The organism is Pseudarthrobacter defluvii (assembly GCF_030816725.1).
GTDB lineage: Bacteria > Actinomycetota > Actinomycetes > Actinomycetales > Micrococcaceae > Arthrobacter > Arthrobacter defluvii_A.
In genome coordinates this window covers 3,420,905-3,445,145 of sequence record NZ_JAUSYG010000001.1, presented here as the reverse complement: position 1 = coordinate 3,445,145, position 24,241 = coordinate 3,420,905, and the positions used below count along the sequence as shown (strand labels likewise).

The 24,241-nt window shown below is 66.2% G+C and carries 22 protein-coding genes; 15 read left to right on the top strand and 7 right to left on the bottom strand.

The features are described from left to right. Positions 1 to 148: 148 nt before the first annotated feature. From QF031_RS16055 to QF031_RS16015, 9 genes are all read left to right on the top strand, one after another. Positions 149 to 553: a tautomerase family protein gene (locus tag QF031_RS16055; protein WP_307430329.1), complete on the top strand. Its 405-nt coding sequence runs from the start codon at positions 149 to 151 to the stop codon at positions 551 to 553. 187 nt (positions 554 to 740) lie between these two features. Further along, a complete protein-coding gene (gene iolC / locus QF031_RS16050; RefSeq protein WP_307430327.1) occupies positions 741 to 1,757 on the top strand; it encodes a 5-dehydro-2-deoxygluconokinase in 1,017 nt (338 codons plus the stop codon). Continuing rightward, positions 1,754 to 2,692, top strand: a complete 939-nt coding sequence (locus QF031_RS16045; protein WP_307430324.1) for a Cgl0159 family (beta/alpha)8-fold protein — start codon at positions 1,754 to 1,756, stop codon at positions 2,690 to 2,692. The genes iolC and QF031_RS16045 overlap by 4 nt, the downstream gene beginning before the upstream one ends. A 29-nt stretch (positions 2,693 to 2,721) precedes the next feature. Beyond that, positions 2,722 to 4,671, top strand: coding sequence for a 3D-(3,5/4)-trihydroxycyclohexane-1,2-dione acylhydrolase (decyclizing) (gene iolD, locus QF031_RS16040; protein ID WP_307430321.1), 1,950 nt, complete (start codon positions 2,722 to 2,724; stop codon positions 4,669 to 4,671). Positions 4,672 to 4,714: 43 nt separating this feature from the next. Beyond that, a complete protein-coding gene (locus QF031_RS16035) occupies positions 4,715 to 6,229 on the top strand; it encodes a CoA-acylating methylmalonate-semialdehyde dehydrogenase (protein ID WP_307430318.1) in 1,515 nt (504 codons plus the stop codon). A gap of 89 nt (positions 6,230 to 6,318) precedes the next feature. After that, a complete protein-coding gene (locus tag QF031_RS16030; protein WP_307430315.1) occupies positions 6,319 to 7,230 on the top strand; it encodes a sugar phosphate isomerase/epimerase family protein in 912 nt (303 codons plus the stop codon). A 29-nt stretch (positions 7,231 to 7,259) separates the two neighbouring features. Then, positions 7,260 to 8,273, top strand: a complete 1,014-nt coding sequence (locus QF031_RS16025; RefSeq protein ID WP_307430312.1) for a Gfo/Idh/MocA family protein — start codon at positions 7,260 to 7,262, stop codon at positions 8,271 to 8,273. A 74-nt stretch (positions 8,274 to 8,347) separates the two neighbouring features. Continuing rightward, the gene (locus QF031_RS16020; protein WP_307430310.1) at positions 8,348 to 9,223 is read left to right on the top strand and encodes a sugar phosphate isomerase/epimerase family protein; all 876 of its coding nucleotides are present in this window, start codon (positions 8,348 to 8,350) and stop codon (positions 9,221 to 9,223) included. After that, positions 9,220 to 10,659 (top strand): sugar porter family MFS transporter, encoded by a 1,440-nt coding sequence (locus QF031_RS16015; RefSeq protein WP_307430307.1) that lies wholly within the window; start codon positions 9,220 to 9,222, stop codon positions 10,657 to 10,659. The genes QF031_RS16020 and QF031_RS16015 overlap by 4 nt, the downstream gene beginning before the upstream one ends. Before the next feature lie 78 nt (positions 10,660 to 10,737). Here QF031_RS16015 and QF031_RS16010 read toward each other — a convergent pair whose 3' ends face one another. Beyond that, on the bottom strand, positions 10,738 to 11,187 hold the full coding sequence (locus QF031_RS16010) for a MarR family winged helix-turn-helix transcriptional regulator (protein ID WP_307430304.1): 450 nt from the start codon (positions 11,185 to 11,187) through the stop codon (positions 10,738 to 10,740). Between the two features lie 166 nt (positions 11,188 to 11,353). On the opposite strand from QF031_RS16010, the gene QF031_RS16005 reads away from it, so the two are divergent. Then, the gene (locus QF031_RS16005) at positions 11,354 to 12,556 is read left to right on the top strand and encodes an MFS transporter (protein WP_307430302.1); all 1,203 of its coding nucleotides are present in this window, start codon (positions 11,354 to 11,356) and stop codon (positions 12,554 to 12,556) included. On the opposite strand, the gene QF031_RS16000 is transcribed toward QF031_RS16005, so the two are convergent. From QF031_RS16000 to QF031_RS15990, 3 genes are read right to left on the bottom strand one after another with little or no spacing between them, the layout of a single operon-like run. Continuing rightward, entirely contained in the window at positions 12,553 to 13,569 is a 1,017-nt protein-coding gene (locus tag QF031_RS16000) for a LacI family DNA-binding transcriptional regulator (RefSeq protein ID WP_307430299.1), read from the bottom strand. The two genes, QF031_RS16005 and QF031_RS16000, sit on opposite strands and share 4 nt — an antisense overlap. 45 nt (positions 13,570 to 13,614) lie before the next feature. Beyond that, positions 13,615 to 14,508 (bottom strand): 5-deoxy-glucuronate isomerase, encoded by an 894-nt coding sequence (gene iolB / locus QF031_RS15995; RefSeq protein ID WP_307430296.1) that lies wholly within the window; start codon positions 14,506 to 14,508, stop codon positions 13,615 to 13,617. 17 nt (positions 14,509 to 14,525) lie between these two features. Further along, complete coding sequence (locus QF031_RS15990) at positions 14,526 to 15,266, bottom strand: GntR family transcriptional regulator (RefSeq protein WP_307430294.1); 741 nt, start codon at positions 15,264 to 15,266, stop codon at positions 14,526 to 14,528. 296 nt (positions 15,267 to 15,562) lie between these two features. Between QF031_RS15990 and QF031_RS15985 the strand changes: the two genes are divergently transcribed. Together QF031_RS15985 and QF031_RS15980 are read left to right on the top strand one after the other, a co-directional pair. Continuing rightward, a complete protein-coding gene (locus QF031_RS15985) occupies positions 15,563 to 16,981 on the top strand; it encodes a sugar porter family MFS transporter (RefSeq protein WP_307430292.1) in 1,419 nt (472 codons plus the stop codon). A gap of 146 nt (positions 16,982 to 17,127) precedes the next feature. Continuing rightward, positions 17,128 to 18,264 (top strand): LOG family protein, encoded by a 1,137-nt coding sequence (locus tag QF031_RS15980; protein WP_307433412.1) that lies wholly within the window; start codon positions 17,128 to 17,130, stop codon positions 18,262 to 18,264. A gap of 40 nt (positions 18,265 to 18,304) precedes the next feature. Here QF031_RS15980 and QF031_RS15975 read toward each other — a convergent pair whose 3' ends face one another. Then, on the bottom strand, positions 18,305 to 19,450 hold the full coding sequence (locus QF031_RS15975; protein WP_307430289.1) for a VIT1/CCC1 transporter family protein: 1,146 nt from the start codon (positions 19,448 to 19,450) through the stop codon (positions 18,305 to 18,307). Positions 19,451 to 19,715: 265 nt separating this feature from the next. Here QF031_RS15975 and QF031_RS15970 point away from each other — a divergent pair, with 265 nt between their 5' ends. Then, entirely contained in the window at positions 19,716 to 19,943 is a 228-nt protein-coding gene (locus QF031_RS15970; RefSeq protein ID WP_307430286.1) for a hypothetical protein, read from the top strand. A 107-nt stretch (positions 19,944 to 20,050) separates the two neighbouring features. Here QF031_RS15970 and QF031_RS15965 read toward each other — a convergent pair whose 3' ends face one another. Next, a complete protein-coding gene (locus QF031_RS15965; RefSeq protein WP_307430281.1) occupies positions 20,051 to 21,571 on the bottom strand; it encodes a sodium:solute symporter in 1,521 nt (506 codons plus the stop codon). A gap of 260 nt (positions 21,572 to 21,831) precedes the next feature. Here QF031_RS15965 and QF031_RS15960 point away from each other — a divergent pair, with 260 nt between their 5' ends. Beyond that, positions 21,832 to 22,407: a helix-turn-helix domain-containing protein gene (locus tag QF031_RS15960; protein ID WP_307430278.1), complete on the top strand. Its 576-nt coding sequence runs from the start codon at positions 21,832 to 21,834 to the stop codon at positions 22,405 to 22,407. A 27-nt stretch (positions 22,408 to 22,434) separates the two neighbouring features. On the opposite strand, the gene QF031_RS15955 is transcribed toward QF031_RS15960, so the two are convergent. Further along, positions 22,435 to 22,908: a hypothetical protein gene (locus tag QF031_RS15955; RefSeq protein WP_307430271.1), complete on the bottom strand. Its 474-nt coding sequence runs from the start codon at positions 22,906 to 22,908 to the stop codon at positions 22,435 to 22,437. 267 nt (positions 22,909 to 23,175) lie between these two features. Between QF031_RS15955 and speB the strand changes: the two genes are divergently transcribed. Beyond that, the gene (speB, locus tag QF031_RS15950; RefSeq protein ID WP_307430268.1) at positions 23,176 to 24,240 is read left to right on the top strand and encodes an agmatinase; all 1,065 of its coding nucleotides are present in this window, start codon (positions 23,176 to 23,178) and stop codon (positions 24,238 to 24,240) included. The last annotated feature ends 1 nt before the right edge of the window (position 24,241 follow it).

Genomic DNA, 24,241 nt, shown 5'->3' with positions numbered 1-24,241 from the left:
CCTCTCGAATCATATTCAACCTCTTTGTTTATCAACCTTCCGGTTGATTAAAGAATAAGCCTGCCACGAAAGTTGTGCAAGGGGTGATCTTGTTTGAGCCGCTGCAACTTTGTTAGTATGTCAGTACAAATAATAAAGGGAGGGCTTCATGCCACTGGTACGCATCGACGTCAATGAAGGGCGGACCGCCGAGGACCTGCAGCGGCTGAGTCGTGGTATCCACGACGCGATCCTCGCCGAGTACGGCATTCCGGAACGGGATTACTTCCATATCCTCACTGAGCATCCCCAGGGGCAGATCTTCGCCCAGGATGCGGGACTGGGCTTTGAGCGGACCGGGGGAGTTGTGATGATCCAGATCTTCACCCAGGGGGGCCGCTCACAGGAGGCCAAACAGCGCTTGTTCTCTGCCGTGGCCGAGAAGCTTGCCGCGGCAGGGGTTGCAGGCGAAGACGTCTTCATTGGCTACGTGGAAAACACTGCCGGCGACTGGTCCTTCGGCTTCGGCCGGGCGCAGTACGTGACCGGCGAATTGGCCGTTCCCAAGAAGTAGCCCCCGCGCCCATCTGTTGGGAGATGGGCGGCTCCAACTTCGGTTGTAAGTATGTCATTACAAACCTTTGACAGGACATTCAATCTAGGGCAAAGTAGTGCCTGTGGCCCACACCACGGCCTGCCAGTCCCGGAACTCCTGCCCCTCAAAGGATTCGAGTTCCACACCAGAAAGGTCCACGATTCACGTGACCCACGAGCTTCTTACGATCGGGCGCATCAGCGTTGATATCTACCCGAACGACATCGGGGTTGGCCTGGAGGACGTTAATTCCTTCGGCAAATACCTTGGCGGTTCACCGTCGAACGTCGCTGTTGCCGCTGCCCGCCATGGCCGCCGGACCGGCGTCATCACCCGCACCGGGGACGACCCGTTTGGCGAGTACCTGCACCGTGAACTGCGTAAGTTCAACGTGGACGACACCTTCGTTACGCCCATAGAGGACTGGCCGACTGCGGTGACCTTCTGCGCGATCAAGCCGGCAACGGACGAGTTCCCGCTGTACTTCTACGGACGGTTCCCCACCGCGCCGGATCTGCAGATCAGGACCGAAGAGCTGGACCTGGACGCCATCCGCAACGCCGGAATTTTCTGGTCCACTGTCACCGGGCTGTGCCAGGAGCCTTCCCGCTCCGCGCATCTTGCCGCTCATGAGGCCCGTCCCCGTACGGGCCTGGCCGAGGGGCAGTTCACCGTCCTGGACCTGGACTACCGGCCGATGTTCTGGGCCTCCGAGGAAGAGGCCCGTGCCGAGGTGGCAAAGATCCTGCCGCACGTCACTGTGGCCATCGGCAATGACAAGGAATGCGCGGTCGCCGTGGGCGAGGGAACCCCTGATGAGCAGGCGGACCGGCTGCTGGCCGCCGGCGTGGAGATCGCCGTCGTCAAACTCGGCCCCGAAGGCGTGATGGCCAAGACCAGCACCGAGCGCGTGGTTTCCGCCCCCGTCCCCGTCGAGACGCTGAACGGCCTGGGCGCCGGCGACTCGTTCGGCGGCGCCTTCTGCCACGGGCTGTTGGCCGGCTGGCCGCTGGCGCAGGTCCTGGACTACGCCAACGCTGCCGGCGCGATCGTCGCCTCCCGCCTGTCCTGCGCCGATGCGATGCCGACGCCGGACGAGGTCACCTCGCTGCTGGCCGAACGCGGCCGCCCGGTTCCCGGCACCACTGCCGCACAGCTCGCCACCGAAGGAGCAGCACTGTGACCCTCACTCCTGTCACCCCTGACACTGCCGTGGACGATGATCCGCGGCGCTACGAACACCTGAGCACCATCCGCCTGGAAGACCCCCAGGCCGTGTCCCGCGCCGCGAAGGCCCGGCGCCGGCACCCCGGCCTGAAAGCCGGGCGGCAGAACTTCATCGTCGCCGCCGACCACCCGGCACGCGGCGCCCTGGCCGTCGGCAGCGATCCGGTTGCCATGGCCGACCGCCGCCAGCTGCTGGACCGTTTGCAGATCGCACTGGCCAACCCGGCCGTTGATGGCGTCCTGGCCTCCCCGGACATCATGGACGACCTGCTGCTGCTCGGCGCCCTGGACGGCAAACTCGTGTTCGGCTCCATGAACCGCGGCGGCCTGTCCGGGCTGGTCAACGAATTCGATGACCGCTTCACCGGCCACACCGCCGCCGCCCTGCAGGAACTCGGCGCTGACGGCGGCAAGATGCTCACCCGCATCTGCCTGGGCGACCCCGACACCGTGGCCACCCTCGAAGCGACCGCCAGGGCCATCGACTCGCTGGCGGAGCGGAAGCTGATCGCCATGGTGGAGCCCTTCCTGTCGGTCCGCGAGAACGGCCGGGTCCGCAACGACCTGTCTCCCAACGCCGTGATCAAGTCGATCGCCATCGCCGAAGGCCTGGGCTCCACCAGCGCCTACACCTGGATGAAGCTTCCCGTGGTGGCGGAGATGGAACGCGTCATGGCGGCCACCACTATGCCCACCGTGCTGCTGGGCGGTGACCCCGACGGGTCCCAGGACGAGGTCTTCGCCACCTGGGGTGCCGCGCTGGCACTGCCCGGCGTCCGGGGACTCACCGTGGGCCGGACCCTGCTCTACCCTGCCGACGGCGACGTCGCGGGCGCCGTCGCGGCGGCCGCCTCGCTCCTGCACCACACCACAGAACTCCCGGAGAACTAGCAATGGGCACAACAACAGGAACGTGCAGAATGACGGTGGCGCAGGCCGTCGTCGAATACCTTTCGAAGCAGTACACCGTGGACTCGGTGGGCGGCGTGGAGTACCGTGAGCGGCTCATTCCGGGCACGTTCGGGATCTTCGGGCACGGCAACGTGGCCGGTGTGGGCCAGGCGCTGAAGCAGTACCAGCAGCAGGATCCCGCCCTGATGCCGTACTACCAGGGCCGGAACGAGCAGGCACAGGTCCACCAGGCCGTCGGGTACGCCCGGCACACCCGTCGCCGCCAGACCTACGCCATCAGCACCTCCATCGGACCGGGTTCGTCAAACCTGCTGACCGGTGCCGCGCTGGCCACCACCAACCGGTTGCCGGTCCTCCTGCTGCCGAGCGACACGTTCGCCACCCGCGCCGCTGACCCCGTGCTGCAGCAGCTGGAACAGCCGTACGCCTACGACCTCACCGTCAACGACGCGTTCCGGCCGCTGTCCAAGTTCTTCGACCGCGTGAACCGGCCGGAGCAGCTGTTTTCCGCGTTCCACCATGGCCTGCGCGTGCTTACCGACCCGGCCGAGACCGGCGCGGTGACGATTTCGCTGCCGCAGGACGTCCAGGCTGAGGCCTTCGACGTCCCCGCGGAGTTCCTCGCCGAACGCGAGTGGCGGATCCGCCGCCCCGACGCCGACGACGAGGACATCGCCCGTGCCGCGGCAGCCATCCGCGCCGCGAAGCGTCCGCTGATCATCGCCGGCGGCGGCGTCCTCTACGCCTACGCCAACGACGAACTCGCCAAACTGGCCGAGCTGACCGGGATCCCGGTGGGGAACACGCAGGCCGGCGTCGGCGTCCTGCCGTGGGACCACAAGTTTTCCTTGGGTGCCATCGGCTCCACCGGCACGACGGCGGCCAACGCCATCGCTGCCGAGGCGGACCTGATCATCGGCATCGGCACCCGGTACGAGGACTTCACCACCGCGTCCCGGACCGCGTTCCAGAACCCGGATGTGCGCTTCGTGAACATCAACGTCGCCCCCATCGACGCGTACAAGCACGGCACACACCTGCCGATTGTTGCCGACGCCCGGAAGGCCCTGGTCAAGCTCAACGCCGCCCTGGGCGGCTACCGGGTCGGCGCGGACCTGGAGCAGAAGATCGCGTCGGAGAAGAAGCGCTGGAACGCCACCGTGGACGAGGCCTTCGACACGAGGTTTACCCCGCTGCCGGCCCAGAACGAGATCATCGGCGCCACCAACCGGGCCATGGACGCACGCGACGTGGTCATCTGCGCCGCTGGGTCCCTGCCCGGGGACCTGCACAAGATGTGGCGGGTCCGGGACCCGTTCGGCTACCACGTGGAATACGCCTACTCCTGCATGGGCTACGAAATCCCCGGCGGCCTGGGCGTCAAGCGCGCAGTGATCGCCGAGGCGGCAAGTACGACGGCGGCAGGCGCCTCAGGCGATCAGGTGCGGGACGTCGTCGTGATGGTGGGGGACGGCTCCTACCTGATGATGCACACCGAACTGGTCACCGCCGTCGCCGAGCGCATCAAGCTGATCGTGGTCCTGATCCAGAACCACGGCTACGCCTCCATCGGCTCGCTTTCTGAATCCCTCGGCTCCCAGCGGTTCGGCACCCAGTACCGGGCCCTGGACGAGGAACAGCACAGCTTCGATGAGGGCGAGACCCTCCCCGTTGACCTGGCCCTGAACGCCGAGTCCCTGGGCGTGAAGGTCATTAGGATCGAACCGGGGGAGAAGGTCATCGCCGAGCTCGAGCAGGCCATCCGGGACGCCAAGGCCGCCCCCGAAAACAGTGGGCCGATCCTGATCCACGTCGAATCCGACCCCCTCCTCGACGCACCCTCCTCCGAGTCCTGGTGGGATGTCCCCGTCTCCCAGGTCTCCGAACTGGACTCCACCAAGCAGGCGTTCCAGACCTACGTCGACCACAAGTCACGCCAGCGCAAGCTGCTCGGCTGACCCCGCACTTCCATCCCCTTCGAACTACTCAAGGAAGAGTCCCATGACTGCCACCACCACTGAGACCATCACCATCAACCACTTCATCAACGGCGCCGAGACCGCCGGCGAGGGCGACCGCACCACGAATGTGTACAACCCGGCCACCGGGGCCGTGACCGGCGAGCTGCGCCTGGCCAACCGGGCCGACCTGGACACCGCCGTCGCTGCCGCCCGCAAGGCCGCCGATACCTGGGGCGACATCTCCCTGGCCAAGCGCACCGCCGTGCTGTTCAAGTTCCGCGAACTCGTAGCCGCCCACGTGGACGACCTCGCCCAGCTGGTCACGGCCGAGCACGGCAAGGTCCTCTCAGACGCCAAGGGCGAGATCGGCCGCGGCCTGGAGGTCGTGGAGTTCGCCTGTGGCGTCCCCACCCTGCTCAAGGGCGACTACTCGGACCAGGTCTCCACCGGCATCGACGTCTTCTCCTTCCGCGAACCGCTGGGCGTCGTCGCGGGGATCACGCCGTTCAACTTCCCCGTCATGGTGCCGCTGTGGATGGCACCCATGGCCATTGCCACCGGTAACGCGTTCATCCTCAAGCCCTCCGAACGCGACCCTTCCGCTTCCCTGCTGCTCGCCAAGCTCTGGAAGGAAGCTGGCCTGCCCGACGGCGTGTTCCAGGTCCTGCACGGCGACAAGGAAACCGTCGACGGGCTGCTCACCCACCCGGACGTGGACGGCATCTCCTTCGTTGGTTCCACCCCGATCGCCCAGTACGTCCACGAAACCGCCACCAAGCACGGCAAGCGGGTCCAGGCCCTGGGCGGGGCGAAGAACCACGCCATTATCCTGCCCGACGCCGACCTGGACAACGCCGCCGACCACCTCGCCGCTGCCGCTTTCGGCTCCGCCGGTGAACGCTGCATGGCCATCTCCGTCGCCGTCGCCGTCGGTGACGCCGCGGACCTGCTGGTCAAGAAAGTCGAAGAACGCGCCTTGGCCGTGAAGGTCAACAACGGCACCGAACCCGACGCCGAAATGGGCCCGGTCATCACCCCCGCCTCCAAGGAACGCATCGTACGGATCGTCACCGAGGCCGAAACCGCCGGCGCCGCCATGGTCGTTGACGGCCGCGACCTGGTGGTCCCCGGCCACGAAGACGGCTTCTGGGTAGGCCCCACCGTGCTCGACCACGTCAAGACCGAAATGAGCGCCTACACCGAGGAAATCTTCGGCCCCGTCCTCGTGGTGGTCCGCGTGGACACCCTTGAGGACGGCATCACGCTCATCAACGCCAACCCCTACGGCAACGGCACTGCCATCTTCACCTCCTCCGGTGCCGCAGCCCGCAAGTTCCAGCGTTCGGTGACTGTGGGCATGATCGGCATCAACGTGCCCCTCCCGGTGCCGGTGGCCTACCACTCCTTCGGCGGCTGGAAGGCCTCCCTCTTCGGCGACAAGCACATTTACGGACCCGAAGGCGTATCCTTCTACACCCGCGGCAAGGTGGTCACCTCCCGCTGGCCCGAAACCCACCACGCCTCCGGCGCCTCCTACAACTTCCCCTCCAACTAAACCCCCGTCGATTGCTCCATAAACGCCGTTTTGAGCGCCCAAAAGGGCAGTTACGGAGCAATCGATGCAAAGAGAGAGACAACGCTGTCATGACTGAGAACAAGCTGATCATCGGCACGGCGCCGGACTCCTGGGGCGTCTGGTTCGCGGACGATCCCAAACAGACCCCGTGGGAACGCTTCCTCGACGAGGTGGCCGAGTCCGGCTACAAGTGGATCGAACTGGGCCCCTACGGCTACCTGCCAACGGACCCCACCCGGCTGGCGGAGGAACTCAAGGCCCGTGACCTGAAGGTCACTGCCGGCACCGTGTTTACGGCCTTCCACCGCGGCCTTGACCAGTGGGAAACCGCCTGGGAGCCGGCCCGCAAGGTGGCCGAGCTGACGGCCGCCATGGGCGGCGAGCACATCGTGGTCATCCCGGCCATGTGGCGCGACGACGTCACCGGCGAAGCCGTGGAAAGCGGCACGTTGAGCGAAAAGGCCTGGAGCGATCTCTTCGACGGCCACAACCGCCTGGGCAAGACCCTGCTGGAGGACTTCGGCCTGAAGCAGCAGTTCCACTCCCACGCCGACTCCCACGTCGGCGCGCAGGAGGACATCGAAACGCTGCTGGCAGCCACCGACCCGAAGTACCTGAACCTCTGCCTGGACACTGGACACGCCGAATACTGCGGCGCCTCCAGCCTGGAACTGATCAAGAACTACCCGGACCGCATCGGCTACCTGCACCTGAAGCAGATCAACCCGGACATCCTCAAGAAGGTCAACGAGGAAAACATGACGTGGGCCGCCGCAAACCTGGCCGGCGTCATGACCGAACCGCCCAACGGCCTGCCGGACCTGCGCGCGGTGATTGAAGCCGTGGAAGCCCTGGACCGGCCCATCTTCGGCATTGTGGAGCAGGACATGTACCCCGTGGCCTTCGACGTTCCCATGCCGATCGCCAAGCGCACCCGCAACTACCTGCTGTCCTGCGGCTCCCGCACCGCCGTCAGCTAACCCCGCCACAAACCCCAAAGGACAGAACAATGACTGAAAACCTTCGCGTGGCCGTCATCGGCGCAGGCCGCATGGGCGCCGACCACATCCAGCGCCTCAACAAGCGCATCCACGGCGCCGAAGTTGCCGCCGTCGTGGACGTGGACCTCGCACGCGCCCAGGCCGCCATCGAAGGCATCCCCGGCGCCGTTGCGCTCGCAGACGCCGAGGAAGCCCTCAACAACGGCGACGTCAATGCCGTCCTGATCGCCACCCCGGGCTTCCTGCACGAGGGCATCCTGCTCAAGGCCCTCGCCAGGGACATCCCCATCCTTTGTGAAAAGCCCCTCACCCCCGACGCCGAATCCTCCTGGAAGATCGTGGAGGCCGAGGTGGCGCTGGGCCACAAGCGGATCCAGGTGGGCTTCATGCGCCGCTTCGACGCCGAATATGCCACCTTGGGCTCGATCATCCGCAACCACGAACTGGGCGAACTGCTGATGCTGCACCACCAGCACCGCAACCCGAGCACCCCGGAGGGCTTCACCAACGAGATGCTCATCAACGACTCCGTGGTCCACGAGTTCGACGCCATCCGGTTCTTCACCGGCGAGGAAATCACCAGCATCCAGGTCCGTCTGGGCAAGGCCACCCGGAACGCCCCGAACGGCCAGCACGACCCCCAGCACGTCCTGCTCGAGACCGAGTCCGGTGTCCTGGCCGACGTCGAAATCTACGTCAACGCCAAGTTCGGCTACGAGGTGGCCACCCAGGCATCCTTCGAAGACGGCATCGTCAGCATCGGCGGCGACAAGGGCCCCTACACCCGCAGCTCGGGCCGCTGGGGCGGCAACGTCACCCCCGGCTTCGAGGAGCGCTTCGGTGCGGCGTACGACGTCGAAATCCAGTCATGGGTGGACGCGGCACTTAAGGGCGAAATCGGCGGCCCCTCCGCCTGGGACGGATACGCCACCGCGGCATGCTGCGAGGCAGGCGTCGAGGCGCAGAAGAACGGCGAAAAGGTCGCCGTGAAGCTGGCCCCCAAGCCCGACCTCTACAAGTAGGACCGGAAAGGGGGGCGGAGCCATCCGTCCCCTTTCGTGTCTCCACCCTTCCTGATCCACAATGGAGTGTTTACGTGAAAATCGCACTTGACCCCACCCCGTTCCACCACTCGCACCGCTTGCTGGAGTTCCCCAAGGTGGTGGCGGACCTTGGCTACAAGTACATGCAGCTGACCCCGCACGCGGACTTCATCCCGTTCTACAACCACCCCAAAGCGGACGACGAACTGGTGGGCCAGCTCAAGAAGGCCTGCAGGGACGCCGGGATTGAGATCGCCTCCGTCCTGCCCGTGCTGCGTTGGTCCGGACCGGACGAGGACGCCCGCGAGGCAGCTGTTCGCTACTGGAAGCGCGCCATCCAGATCGCCGTGGACCTGGGCGTCAGCACCATGAACACCGAGTTCAGCGGCCGCCCGGAAAAGGCCGAGGAGTCCGAGCGCGCGTTCTACCGTTCCATGGAGGAACTGCTGCCGCTCATCGAGCGTGAGGGCATCGACCTGCTGATCGACCCCCACCCTGACGATTTCGTGGAGGAAGGCCTGGCCGCCATCCGCGTGATCCGTGGGGTGAACTCGAAGAACGTGGGCATGGTTTACGTTGCGTCGCACAGCTTCCACATGAAGAACTCGCCGCTGGACATCATGCGGGCAGCAGGGGACAAGCTGCGCCTGGTCCATGTGGCCGACACTATGGACCACCACGCCTCCCACGGGCTGCGCTACATCACCAACCCGCCGGGCAATCCGGTCCGCGTCCACCAGCACCTGAAGATCGGTGACGGTGATGTGAACTGGGACGAGTTCTTCGGCGGCCTGAAGGAAATCGGCTTCCTGGACAGGGAGGACACCGTGATGGTGTCCAGCGTCTTCGCGGAGGACGAGAATGCCGAGGACGTTTCCCGCTACCAGCTTGAAACCATGAAACAGTACGTCCAGAAGGTAAGCGTATGAGTTCGCCTGCTACCGGCCGTGCCGCCGTGAAGCGGCCCGTCAACCACAAGCGGGCCCTGCGGACCGTCACCATTATTTCCACCTTCGGCGGCCTGCTGTTCGGCTACGACACCGGCGTGATCAACGGCGCGCTGCCGTACATGCAGGAGGACCTGGGCCTGACCCCGCTCACCGAAGGGCTGGTCACCTCGTCCCTGCTGTTCGGTGCCGCCTTCGGCGCCCTGTTCGGTGGACGCCTGGCTGACCGCAACGGACGGCGCAGGATGATTATGGTGCTGGCCGTCATCTTCCTGGTGGGCACACTGGGCTGCACGTTCTCGCCCAACACCGAAGTGATGATTGCTGCCCGGTTTGTCCTGGGGCTTGCCGTGGGCGGAGCGTCGGTAACCGTTCCCGTCTACCTGGCCGAGGTCTCGCCGAGCAACCGGCGCGGCCGGATCGTCACCCAGAACGAACTCATGATCGTCACCGGGCAACTGCTGGCGTTCATCTTCAACGCCTACCTGGGCAATTCCTTCGGTGAATCCCACGGAATCTGGCGCTGGATGCTGGTCATCGCCACCCTGCCGGCCATCGCCCTGTGGATCGGGATGAACTTCATGCCCGAGAGCCCGCGCTGGCTTGCCTCCATCGGGAGCTTTGGCGAAACGCTCAGCGTGCTGCAGCGCATCCGGTCCCAGGAAGAGGCGCGCAAGGAATTCGAGGAAGTCAAGGCCATGGCCGTGGAGGACTACAAGTCCAAGATGGGTTCGTGGAAGGACCTGGGCATCCCGTGGCTGCGCCGGATCTTCGTGGTGGGCCTGGGCCTTGCGGTGATCCAGCAGATCACCGGTGTTAACTCGATTATGTACTACGGCACCCAGATCCTCTCGCAGTCCGGTTTCGGACGCGAAGCTGCCTTGACGGCCAACATCGCCAACGGCGTCATCTCCGTCCTGGCCACGTTCGTGGGGATCTGGCTGCTGGGCAAGGTGGGGCGGCGCAGGATGCTGATCATCGGCCAGGTGGGAACCACCACGGCGCTGCTGCTGATCGGCTTTTTCTCACTGATCCTGCCGGAAGGCTCTGCCCGCGGTTTCGTCATCCTGGCGCTCACCGTCACGTTCCTGGCTTTCCAGCAGGGCGCCATCTCGCCGGTGACCTGGCTGATGCTTTCGGAAATCTTCCCGCTGAAGATCCGCGGCCTGGGGATGGGTGCCTCCGCCTTCCTGCTGTGGATCGTGAACTTCCTGATCGGTTTCGGGTTCCCGCAGCTGCTGGCCGCCATCGGTATCTCCAACACGTTCTTTGTGTTCGCTGTTCTTGGCGTTGGTGCCATTGCCTTCGCCGCGAAATATGTTCCCGAGACCAAGGACAAGAGCCTTGAGGACCTGGAGCACTACTTCAAGAACGTGGCCGGCAGCAAAGCTGAGGCGGCCGCGGCAAAGGCTTCCTGACGGACCAGAACCACCCGTTCAACAGCAGCGCCCCCTTGAGCATCGTCAAGGGGGCGCTGCTGTTCCTGCACTGCTGCCTTACGTGCGGGCATGCAGCCGCGGCAGGGCATCCACCAGCGGTGCCAGCTCCGGAATGGCCATGGCTTCATCGAGGGCACGTTCGAGGGTGGCGTCGTGGACCGGCCGCGCTTCCGCGAGCAAACTGTTGCCGCTGGCCGTCAGCTCGGTGTAAATACCGCGGCGGTCGTCGTCGCACAGGATCCGGGTGAGCAGGCCGCGGTCCTCCAGCCGGTTCACCAGACGTGTGGTGGCGCTGGGGCTCAGCGCCGTGGCGCGCGCCAACTGCTGCATCCGCATGTGCCACCCGTCCTGCCGGCTCAGCGCGTCCAGTACGGTGTACTCCACCACGGACAGCTTTGACTTCGCCTGGAGCGCGCGTTCCAGTTCGCCTTCGATGAGCCCGTGCAGGGCCGCCAGGGTACGCCAGCCCTGGGCGCGGACCTCTACGGCGTCGTCCTTGATGCCCATGCTTGCTCCTTACGTGATGGCCGGTAAGGCCACCACTTGCCGAAGTTGAATATAGTTGCTTGCGCGGCATAGTTGCATGTGCAACAATAAATCCCGCGCCTGCAACTATCTTAGGCGCTGCCCCTCCGCGGGGACAACCACACCTACAGCTCAAAGGAGCATTCGCATGCCTGTTGGCTTGATGGCACTCGCCCTGGGCGGATTTGGCATTGGACTGACCGAATTCGTCATCGCCGGGCTCCTCCCGCAGGTCGCTGCGGACTTTGGCGTCAGCGAGGCCTCGGCCGGCTGGTTCATCTCCGGCTACGCACTCTCCGTGGTCGTCGGAGCACTGGGCCTGACCGCGGCCGTGACCCGCTTCCAGCGCAAACCCGTGCTGGCCGCCCTGCTGGTCCTCTTCATTGCCGGCAACCTGCTCTCCGCCACGGCGGACGGTTACTGGGCGATGATGCTGGGCCGCGTCATCGCAGCCCTTTCCCACGGCGCCTTCTTCGGAATCGGGGCCGTGGTGGCGGCGGGGATGGTTCCGCCCAGCAAGAAGGCCGGGGCCATTGCGCTCATGTTCACCGGCCTCACGGCGGCCAATGTCCTGGGCGTGCCCTTTGGAACGCTGCTGGGCCAGGCGGCAGGCTGGCGTGCCACGTTCTGGGCCATCACCGTGATCGGCGTGGCAGCGCTCGCCGGCATCCTGGCGCTCGTCCCCAAATCGGCCGGTGCCACGGAAGAATCGGCCAGCCTCCGCACTGAACTGCGTGCCTTCCGCTCCGGACAGGTATGGCTGTCCATCGTGGTGACCATCCTCGGCTTCGGTGGCATGTTCGGGGCATTCACCTACATCGCCTACACCCTCACCGAAGTATCCGGCTTCAGCGCTTCCACCGTGCCCTGGCTGCTCATCGTCTTCGGCGTGGGCCTCTTCGCGGGCAACACCCTGGGCGGCAAGGCCGCCGACCGCAACGTGGACCGGACGCTGCTCGTGGTGCTCGCCGCGCTGACCGTGGTCCTGGTGGCGTTCGCCCTGACGGCCGCCAACCCCGTCCTCACTGTCATTTCCCTGGTGCTGATGGGCGGCTTCGGCTTTGCCACGGTGCCGGGCCTGCAGATGCGGGTTATGGAGTACGCCTCCGGTGCTCCCACCCTCGCCTCCGGTGCCAACATCGGCGCTTTCAACGTGGGCAACGCCCTGGGTGCCTGGCTGGGCGGGGTCACCATCACCGCTGGCCTCGGTTACACCTCGCCCATCTGGGGCGGTGCCGGCATCACCGTGGCCGGCCTTGCCGTTATGGCCTTCGCTGCTGCAGGTGCCAGGCGGAGCGACCGGCGCGGACAGGTCCAGGTCCAGGCAGCGGAGGAGCTGGTCAGCCGCTAGGCGGTGGGATCCGACGAGCGGCGCACCATCAGGGCCGGCTCGAGCTTCCGGGTCAGGGCAGGCCCGCCCGCACCCGCGATCCGGTCCAGCATGGTTTGCGCCGCCACCCGGCCGAGTTCACCGGCATGCTGGTCAATGGACGTCAGGCCGATGAGGGGCGAGGCTCCCACCTCGATGTTGTCGCAGCCAACGATTGCCACATCCCCCGGGACGGACAGCCCGCGGTCCGCGAGCGCTTCCATGATGCCGATGGCGGTCAGGTCGTTGTGCGCAAAGACCGCCGTGGGGAGGGTGGCGCCGGAGTCCAGGAACTGCTCCATGACGGCCCGGCCGCCGCGCTCGGTCATGTCACTGTGGACCAGCTGCGGCTCCAGCCCAAACTGCTGCATGGCGTGCAGGTACCCGTTGCGGCGGTCCTTATAGGGGAGCCAATCCGAAATGTCGAAGTGCGCGATCCGCCGGTGCCCCAGCTGGTACAGGTGCTCCACGGCGAGTGCTCCGGAACGGAAGTCGTCGGTGAAAACGGAATCAACGCCGTCGACCTCCATCTCACGGGTGATGACGACGGCGGGCGTCCCGCGCAGCGCCGCCGCCAGTTCCGCCGAAGTGCCGGTGTAGCCGGCCAGCAGCACCCCATCGACGCGCAGGTCCACAAAGGACCGGACGGCCTCCAGCTCCGTCCCCGGATCAGCGGAGCCGACGGCGACCATCACCTGCTTGCCGCTGTCCGCCAGTCCTTCGGTGATGCCGTCGTAAATGTCGGCGAAGACCGAGTTGTGCAGGTCGAGGAAGAGGACGCCCAGGGTGTTGGTCCGGCGGCTGGCCAGTCGGCTGGCCAGCCTGTTGGGGGAGTAGCCCAGGGCCGCGGCTGCTTCCAGCACAGCCGTCCGCCTGGCGGGGGAGACCTTGGGGGAATCCCGCATGACCAGGGACACCAAGGCGCGGCTCACTCCGGCGCCCCGTGCCACATCCTCCATGGTCACGGACCGCGGCGCAGGAGATGTCTGTTTCACAAGACTCCACTATGCCAGCCTGCCGCCCCTGGCGGGCGAGGTTCCTTACGCGCCGAAGGGCAGCCGGGGGTCGATGTTCTGGCTTTCCCAGGTCTGGCGTACCCAGCCGTGGTGCGGGTCGTCGCTGATCAGCCACTCGCGGACCGGGCCGGGGCCGGCCATCACGTTCAGGTAGTAAAGGTCGTACCCCGGTGCGGCCATGGCCGGGCCGTGCCAGCCGTAGGGGACCAGGACAACGTCGCCGGTACGGACTTCCGCCGCCACGTCGATGGGGCGTTCGTCGGAGGCGTAGACGCGCTGGTAGCCGATGGCGTCGGCGTCGGCAGGTGCGCCGGAGCCGGAAGCAACCTGTGTCTCGAAGTAGTAGATCTCCTCAAGGGAGGTCTCGCCGTCCTTCTCCTCGTCGTGCTTGTGCGGCGGGTAGGAGGACCAGTTCCCGGCGGGGGTAAGGACCTCGCACACGATGAAACGGTCCGCTTCCAGCGCTGCCGGTGTGCCGAAGTTGTGGACCTGGCGCGAACAGTTGCCCGCGCCGCGGAGTTCCACCGGGGTTTCGGCGGCGGGAACCAGGCGGGTGGGGTACGAGGCGTTGGCCGGCGCCGTCGCCACCGCAACCCGCCCGCCGTCGGAAGAGCTGACGGTCACGGCGCGCCCGGTGCCTGAGTAGAGCACGTCGGTGGGCCCGGCGAACACGGAGGCGCGGCCCGCCAGCGGGTAGTCCGTGCCCTCGACGGTCGCCATGAAGGACCCGCTGAGGGGGACCACGATGCGTTCCTCGTCCGCGGCCGGGAGTTCGACGGCGGCGCCCGCCGGCAGCGTGGCGACCTTCAGGCCGGTGTGCGCCCAGCCGTCCACGGTGAGGGAGGAATCGGAGGTTCCGATCGAGACGTCCCACTTGCCGTCGGCGGCGGTGCCCAGGGGGTAGACCCAGTTGGTCATGGAGTTGGCTCCTTGGATTATCGCTGTACGAGTGTCATTTCAAAGCTGTAGGAATCGGCCCGGTACACGTGGTGGCCCGTTTCAACCCGGCGGCCGGTATCGTCCACGGCGGTGCGTTCCATGGTGACCAGTGCCGATCCCGGCTCGGTGTCCAGCATGGAAGCCTGGTATTCGTCCGCCGTTTTGGCGCCAATGCGTTGGTTGGCCAGCCGGAAGTTCACGCCGCCCCGGCGCAGGATGGAGTAGAGGCCCTCGGCGCCCAGCATGGCCTCATCCATGGCGGCGATGTCGTCGCGCACCCAGTTCTCCATGAGGGCCAGGGGCTTGCCGCCCACCTTGCGGAGCCTGGTGAAGTGGTACACCTTGGAACCTGCGGGCAGCTGCAGGGTGGTAATGGTGGCGTCGTCGGCCTCCAGGTGGGAGAAGCTGAGGACCTCGGTGGTGGGCTTCTTGCCATTGTTGGTGAGGTCGTCGTAGAGGCTGGACAGTTCCAGCGGACGGCGAACCTGGCTGGAAACCACCTGCGTTCCCACGCCGCGCTTGCGCACCAGGAGACCGGAGCGGACCAGTTCGTCCATGGCCTTGCGCATGGTGGGCCGGGAAAGGTTGAGCTGGGCGGCGAGGTCGATTTCGTTGTCCAGCCTGCTTCCCGGTTCCAGGGCCCCGCTGTAGATCGCCGCCTCGATGCCCTGGACCACCTGGTGGTACAAAGGCACCGGGGAGGAGCGGTCGATGCTGAGTCCCAGGTTGTTCGCCACGGTGCGTTCCCTCGTCTTCGATCCCTGCGCCTTTGTCCGGTAAGGACAGCCGCGCCTGTAGGCACTTTGCCGCTATATGTTCGCTTGATAGGACATACTTTCTTCCTTGATCGTAGCAGGCGTGCAGGCCGGGTCAAGGGTGGCGGTGCAGAGGCGCTGTACTGAGCGGGGGAAAGTTAATGTTCTGACATTAAGACTTTCCATTGACCCGGCCGGTTAGAGCGCTCTAATGTTGGTGGCACGCATCACATTCCTGACCGGTCCTTCCGGTCCCCGAGAGAATCTGAGAGGCAACAATGCTGTTGCAGAAACAAACCACGGGAGCATCAGGCGCCCGGCGCCGCGGATACCTCGCCCGGCTCACTGTGATCTCCACCTTGGGCGGCCTGCTCTTTGGGTATGACACCGGCGTCATCTCCGGCGCCCTGCTGTACATGAACGACTCCCTTAACATGACCGCCGTCGAGGAAGCCACGGTGGTGAGCGCACTGCTGTTCCCCGGTGCCGCCGTCGGCGCCCTCACCGGCGGCCGCATGGCTGACAAACTGGGCCGCCGAGGGTCCCTGCTGGTCTGCGCCCTCTTGTTCCTGCTCGGCGCCATCGGTTGTGCCCTTGCCCCGACCGTCCCCTTCATGATTGCCGCCCGCATCGTCCTCGGCCTGGGAGTGGGCGCCGCCGCCGTCACCTGCCCCCTCTACCTGGCGGAAATGGCACCCGCCCATCTCCGTGGCCGCATGGTGACCATCAATGAGCTCATGATCGTGACCGGCCAGATGCTCGCCTTTGCCATCAACGCCCTCCTGGATGCCCTGATCCACGACAACGAGGTCTGGCGCGGCATGCTCGGCATCGCCTCGGTCCCGGCCCTGGCGCTGCTCGCCGGCATGATGATGCTTCCCGAGTCGCCCCGCTGGTACGCCATCCGCGGCCGCCTGGAAGACAGCCGCCGGGTCCTGGACCTCAGCCGCAGCCCGCAGGAGGCGGCTGCGGAATTCGAGGAGATCGCCGCTGCGGCCCGCACCGCAAAGGAAGAACGCGGCCACGCCCTGCGGGACCTGAAGAACAACCCCTGGATGCGCCGGCTGCTCTGGATCGGCGTCGGCCTGGCCATCGTGCAGCAGGCCACCGGCATCAACACCGTGAACTACTACGCTCCCACCATCCTGGAAAAGAGCGGCCTGGGCGTCAGCGCTTCGCTCGTGGCCACCATCGGCGTCGGCGTCACGTCCGTGCTGATGACCATCCTGGGCATCTGGCTGCTCGGCTTCGTGGGACGCCGCCGCATGCTGGTGATCGGTTTCTCCGGAGTGGTGGGCTCGCAGGCACTACTGGCCATCGTGTTCCTGCTTCCACAGTCGGACCTGGCGAGCTACACCATCCTGGCCGCCATGATGCTGTTCGTTGCCTTCGTCCAGTGCTTCATCGGAACCTGCGTCTGGCTCCTGCTCTCGGAGATGTTCCCGCTGGCCATCCGCGGCTTCGCCATGGGCATCGCCGTCTTCGCACTGTGGACCGTGAACGCGGCCATCTCCTTCCTGTTCCCCATCGTGGTCAACGCCCTGGGCTCCACGGGCACCTTCGGCCTGTTCGTCCTGGTCAACCTCGCCTCCCTGGCCTTCGTCATCAAGTTCGTTCCCGAGACCAAAGGCCACTCGCTCGAGGACCTCGAGGCGCACTTCCGGGACGGTGAAGTGCCCGCGAAGATCTCCGCCTAGCAGCACGCTCCGCCGCACGACCCAGCAAGCACTGCGGGGTCGGACCAAGCCCTTCCCGGCATCAACCGGGCGGGCAACGGTCCGGCCCCGCTTTCGCGTTGGTTCGCCTAGGCTGGCTCCATGACGTGGACCACCAGGCAGCAGCCGTGAATTTCGCCGGAAGCCTGGGGCCGCGCCCGCGCAACCTCGAAGTCCAGGACCTGGCCAGCTTTGACAGCCTGGTGGCTGGCGGCGCCGTCAACCTGCACGGCTGGCACGCGCAGTCGCTGGACCTGCGGGGCCGGTCGGCGGCCCTGAAAAACGTCAGCGTCGAAGGCGCCATGTTCCTGGGCTGCATCTTCGACGACGGCATGGAAGCCAACCTCCGCAGCCGCGGCGCCCTGATCTTCCCGAGGCTTGAAGGCGTCCCCTTCGACCCGTACCGCGCTTCGCTGTATTCCCCGGCGGAACTCTATTCAGGGCTGGCAACCTCGCCGTACGAGGAGTTGCCGGACGCCCGCATCTACCACTGGAGCATTCAGCCGGGCCAGCGGCACCGCGTGGACTCAACCCTTGCCTCCGCCCTGCACGACCATGCGATCGGGGACGCGCTGGATGAGTTGACCCGCTCCGGGTCCTGGACCCGCCGCTCCATCGTCGGGGTCATGGGCGGACACGCGGCGCCGCGCGGCAGCCAGGAATTTGCGGAAGCAGCGCGGCTGGGCAGGCTGCTCGCCCTCGGAGGGTATTCGGTGGCCACGGGCGGCGGGCCGGGCGCCATGGAGGCGGCCAACCTGGGGGCGTACCTGAGCCAGGCGTCCGACGGCCACGTGCAGGCGGCGCTGGCCACGCTCGCCGCTGTTCCCGGGTTCCGTCCCTCGGTGTCGGCGTGGGCGCGCGCGGCCGCCGCCGTCGTCGAACACCATCCGGGCGGCACGCCGTCGATCGGCATTCCCACCTGGTTTTATGGGCACGAGCCGCCCAACTACTTCGCCACGCACATCGCCAAATACTTCGCCAACGCCATCCGCGAGGCCATCCTGCTGGAACTGTGCCACGGCGGAATCGTCTTCCTCCCGGGCGCTGCAGGCACAGTCCAGGAGATCTTCCAGGACGCCTGCGAAAACTACTATGGCGCCCGCGAAAAGGTGGCGCCCATGGTGCTGGTGGGGCGGCACCATTGGGAGCAGGAGTACCCGGCCTGGCCCATGCTGTGCAGTTTGGCGGCCGGTCGGGCAATGGCGGACTGCATCTACTTGGTGGACACCGTGGAAGAAGCAGTGGAGGTCCTCCGGGAGCGCTGAGGACCGCCGGAAGACCCCCACGAAAAGCCCTTGCCGGCTGCTAGCCCACCGCCGTGCCGAAGAGCAGGCCCAGCAGGTACGTGATGCCTGCCGCGCCCAGGCCGATGGCCAGCTGGCGCAGGCCACGGGTCAACGGGGACGTGCCGGAGAGCAGGCCGACGGCGGCACCGGTGGCCAGGAGGGCGAGGCCCACCAGGGCCCCGGCCACCACCAGCGCGGTGACGCCGGTCAGGCCGAACAGGAACGGCAGGATGGGAACGATGGCACCGGAGGCGAAGAAGCAGAAGCTGGACAGCGCCGCGCCCCAGGCCGTGCCCACAGCCTCATGCTGGTCCTCTTCCTCCGCGAGTTCCGGCTGCAGGGACAGGCTGGGATCGCAGTCGCAGGACAGCTGGCCCGTCCGCTCCGCCACCCGGTGCTCGGCCGCCTCCCGGGACATCCCACGGGCCAGGTACACCAGGAGCAGTTCGTTGTTTTCGAGGTCCAGCTTGGGCGCCGCCGCCAGGGTGATCTGGGTTGGACGGGTGGCGGCCAGCAGTTCGCGCTGGGACCGTACGGAGATGAATTCACCGGCGCCCATCGACATGGCCCCGGCCAGGAGCCCGGCAATGCCGCTGAGCAGCACAACGCTGCTGGCCACGCCGGACGCGGCCATGCCCATCACCAGGGAGAGGTTGCTGACCAGGCCGTCATTCGCGCCGAACACAGCAGCGCGGAAGGTACCGGCCAGGCGGTTGCGGCCGCGGGTTGCCAGGCCACGCACCACTTCCTCGTGGATCTGCTCATCGGCAGCCATGGCGGGGGTGGCGTTGGGGTCCTTGGCGTAGGGGGAGCGGCCCTCGGCACGCTGGGCAAGGGCCAGCACGAACACTGAACCGAAGTGCCGGGCCAGGAACCCCAGGAACCGGCTTCGTCCGGACGCCCTCCTGGGTTTGCCTGCGTGCTCCCCGAGCAGTGCCAGCCAGTGGGCTTCGTGCCGGCCTTCCGCCTCGGCCAGGGCCAGGAGGATGGCGCGCTCTTCCCCCTCGCGGTTTTGTGCCAGGTCACGGTAGACGGCAGCTTCGGCGCGTTCGTCAGCCAGGTACTGGCGCCACCGTTTGATGTTCGACGGCGAGGGCTGGGGTTGCACGGTGGGGGAGGCCTCCTGCGGCGTGGCATGGGAATCGGATTGGGCGTGCTGCGACACTGGTACTCCTGGCTTGGAAAGGGCATGATCTCGCGCCTTTGCCCTGCCAGCGTACTGCGTATTTCCGCGGTTTTTTGGCTGGCAAACCTCGCTGGGAAGTTTCGGCTTGCCTCAAAACCCGGGCCCCGGGTGCCGGCGTTTCCGGAGTATCCGGAGGGCAGCAGCGGCTATTGACCCGTCCGCCCGGCCGGTGTTGTGATGAAGGTGTGGCGCAGGCTGCGCCCTACCTGAAGAGCACGTCAGGCGAAGATACGGAGGTTGAATGATGAGCACCACCGGACAGCACCCGGACATGCCGCACCTGGAGGCCGTAGAAGCGGATCCCGCCTACGATTACGCCGAGGATGCACCGGTAGACGATGCGGACTGGGACGCGGAGGACGCGTTGATCGACGAGGAGGAGCCGGTAGTCCAGGCACCGCCGATCGTCATCGACGCCGAGGACCGCCCGGTCCCGCTGGATGACGACGAGCCCCGCGACACCGAGGGGTAGCGGCACCGACTAAAAGGGCTTACGACGGCGGCACCTCCTTCGCGGAAAAGCGAAAGGAGGTGCCGCCGTCGTACTTTATTTTCTTGCCTGCTCCGCTGCCTTTTAGGTCAGCGGCCGGCGAGGACTTCCTCGGGGGCGTCTTCGGGTTCCTGCCCTGAAACCCGGCGCTGCCACGCCTGCATGACGGCGGGGTCTGTGGGCCGCGTGAGCAGTGAAGCCACAATATAGACAACGGCTGAAGCGATCAGGCCGTAGTAGATGGGTTCGTTGGCGTAGACGCCGTCCAGCGGGGCCTTGGCATTGATTTCCAGGATGATCATGGTCCCCAGGGTCACTACGGAACCGACTGCCATGGAGGCGGCGGCTGCCAGGCCGGTGCCGCGCTTCCACACCAAACCACCCAGGATGGCCACCAGGAGGCCGCCCACAAGGATGTCATAAGCGATGGTCAGGGCCGCAACGACGTCCTTGGTGATGATGGCGATGACAATTGCGACGATGCCCAGGGCAAGGACCCAGGCGCGGTTGGCCTTGACGTCATGCTCCGGGTTCTCGGTGTCGCCGGTGTTGACCGTCTTGCCGAACCAGCCGGCCACGAACGGCAGGACGTCGGCGCGGGCAACAGTGGCGGCGGCGATGAGGGCGCCGGACGCGGTGGACATCATGGCGGCGACGGCAGCAGCCAGTACCAGGCCGCCGATGCCGACCGGGAGCAGGTTCTGAGCAACCTCGGCGTAGACATCGTCCTTGGCGGCGATCTTGATATCGGACAGGGCCACGTTGGCGGCCATCCCGATCAGCGCCCCGGCCACGCCGGAGAGGATGCAGTAGATGCCGGCGGTGGCGCCGCCCCAACGCGCCACCTTGGGCGTTTTGGCCGTAAACACGCGCTGCCAGATGTCCTGGCCGATCAGCAGGCCCAGGGTATAGACGACGAAATACGTGATGATCGTCTGGACGCCGATGCCGTCCATCTGGAAGAAGCTGGCGTCCACCCGGCTGCGGATCCCGTCGAGGCCCCCGGCGGCGTTCAGGGTGAACGGAAGCATGAGGAAGAAGATGCCCACGGTCTTGATGACGAACTGGACTTGGTCCGCCAGCGTGATGGACCACATGCCGCCGACGGTGGAGTACACCAGCACGATGGCGCCGCCGATGGCGATGGCCAGCGCGCGGTCCAGGCCGAACAGCACCACGAAGATGGTGGCGTAGGCGCCGGTGGAGGTGGCGCAAAGCATCAGGGTGTAGGCGAGCATGACGATGCCCGAGGCTTCTGTTGCCTTGCTGCCGTAGCGGAGCGTCAGCATCTGGGACACCGTGTAGATCTTCAGCTTCTGGATGGTTCCTGCGAAGAGCAGGCTCAGCAGCAGGACGCCCGCGCCGATGGCCACCACCAGCCACATGCCCGAGATGCCGAACTTGTAGCCGAGGCCCACACCACCCACGGTGGACGCTCCGCCCAGGACGACGGCGGCCATGGTCCCGGTGTAGAGGAACGGGCCCAGGCGGCGGCCGGCGACCAGGAAGTCGCTGTTGTTCCTGGTCCGGGACTTGCCCCACCAGCCGAAGGCCAGCATTGCGAGGAGGTACACCACCACGATGGCGATGTTGATGGCACTTGCATCCATAGGTGGCTCCTTGGAGCTGTTGGGCGCCGGGTGTGGGACCGGGGCGACGGCGCCCGGAACCGCCGCGGACGAACGGAAACGGCTCCTGGTATTGCCCTATAGGCAACCGGAGTTTCCAAAGACTAGAGTGTGACGGCCGCGACAGTCAAGGGCCGGGGCGGCTCGCTCCCGCCCGTGTGGCAGGGGCGCGTCAAAAAAAGCGGCGCCCACTAGTATGGCTCCAGAGTGGGGCCGGGCTGCCGGCCATGAAAGGTTCGAAGATGAAGGCACTGCCAGTTGAGCCGAGCAACGTCCCGGTTGCCATCGGCTCCAGGATCCGGGCCGCCCGGCAGTCCCAGCGGCTCACCATCGAGCAGGTGGCCGACGCCACCGGGCTGACCAAGGGCTTCCTGAGCCGGGTGGAGCGGGACCTGACCTCACCCTCGGTCGCCTCCCTGGTGACTTTGTGCCAGGTGCTGTCCATCTCCATTGGCGATCTTTTTATTGCCCCGGAAACCCACCTGACCAAGCGCAATGAGGGTCCGCGGATCTCGCTCGGCGGGCAGGGCATCGTGGAGCGCCTGCTGACAGCCCGGTCCGAACGCCGGGTCCAGATCATCCAGGCGGTCATCGAACCGCACGGCCGGGGCGAATCCGAGCTCTATGCCGTGGACTGCGACGTGGACGTCCTGCATGTCGTCAAGGGGTCCATCAAGCTGATCCTCACCAACGAGGAATACGACCTCGATACTGGGGACACGGTCACCTTCCCGGGCCGCGAACCCCACACGTGGGTCAACCCCACGGACAAGCCGGTCGAGGTGCTCTGGGTCCTGGTCCCCGCGGCCAGCCGGTAATTCTTCTGGCCGTACATTCCTGCCCAGTTACCTATGGTGGTCCTTATGGGAGCCGCTGGTTTGCGCGGGATGCACTTCCGCGGAGCGCTTTTGGTGCGGGTGTAAGTGGGGATGAAGTGCCACATCTTCCACGGCGGCCACGGGCAGGGACGGATGACCGGGGAACCTCACGGTGCGGTGCCGGATAAACCCGATGCCGTGGCCGTGGCCGCAGGCCAGGTGCGGCTGCGGGGGAGGTGTGCGAAGCCAGAGCCCGTAGTGGCCGGCGGCGCTGGCGCAGGTCAGTCGGCCGTTGTTCAAGACTGCTGTGAGGAGGCCTTCGTCGCAGCTGGGCAGAACGAAGATGCCGCGCCGGGGTTGGGTGGCACCCAGCCCGGTGAGCCGTAAGAGTTCACGTCGCGGGAACCCTGCGTCCAGGAGTTGGGCGGAGCGGGCCACGCCGCCACACTTGAGCAGGTAATCGAGGATGTCCACCACGTCATTGGAGGCCGCGTAGGGCAACGTCTGGAACAGGATGTTGACCCTATGTGCATAACCCGGCGGCCCGCTCTGTGCGTTCCTGCCCAGTTACTCCAAGGCGCTCATGGAGGGCTGAGGCGAAATGCTGGAACCCCCGCGAGGTAGTCGGGTACACCTCCGGGCCTGGGTGAGTAACAGGGCGGGAATGCACGGGCAGCTCATTTGGTAAACAACTGATGCTCAGAGGAAAACCCGGGTGTATGATGGCAGTCACAGAAGACCCTCAACTCCTCGAAGGAGAGGCCTCCATTGGAAGAGCTGCGCATTGAAGCCAACGGCAACCTTGGCCCCATCGATTCATCCCGGATTCCCCGCTACGCCGGAGCTGCCACGTACGCCCGCCTTCCACGCCTGGACCAGGTGGAAAAGGCAGACGTCACGGTAGTCGGTGTCCCCTTCGACTCGGGTGTTTCCTACCGCCCCGGTGCCCGCTTCGGGGCCAACCACGTCCGCGAGGCCAGCCGCCTGCTTCGCCCCTACAACCCGGCCTGGGATGTCAGCCCCTTTGAGAACATCCAGGTGGCCGACGCCGGGGACATGGCGGTCAACCCCTTCAACATCAACGAAGCGATCGAGACCATCCAGCAGAACGCGCTGGACCTCACGGCTGCCGCGAGCAGGCTGCTGACCCTGGGCGGGGACCACACCATCGCCCTGCCGCTGCTGCGCGCCGCCGCCGAGCGCGCGGGCGGACCGATCGCCATGCTGCACTTCGATGCCCACCTGGACACCTGGGACACCTACTTCGGCGCCGAATACACCCACGGCACACCCTTCCGCCGGGCAGTTGAGGAGGGCATCCTGGACACCGAGGCCATCAGCCACATCGGCACCCGCGGCCCCCTGTATGGCAAGAAGGATCTCGACGACGACCATCGCTTTGGGTTCGGCATCGTCACCTCCGCGGACGTCTACTACCAGGGCGTGCTGGAGACGGTGGCCAAGGTCCGGGACCGGATCGGAAACCGTCCGCTCTACATCTCGGTGGACATTGACGTCCTGGACCCGGCCCACGCCCCGGGCACGGGAACGCCGGAGGCCGGCGGCATTACCAGCCGCGAGCTCCTGGAGATCATCCGGGGCTTCCGCGGGATGAACCTGGTGGGTGCCGACGTCGTGGAAGTCTCTCCTGCCTATGACCACGCCGAGATCACCGGCGTCGCCGCCAGCCATGTGGCGTATGAGCTGGTGACCCTCATGGCCGACAACGCCACCCCTGGAAGCCGCTTCGGAACAGAATCCGGCTATGCGGCGCAGGCTCTGGGCAGTGAAACGCGCCGCCCCGCCGGTTTCGCCGCCGCCGTCAAGGAATAGG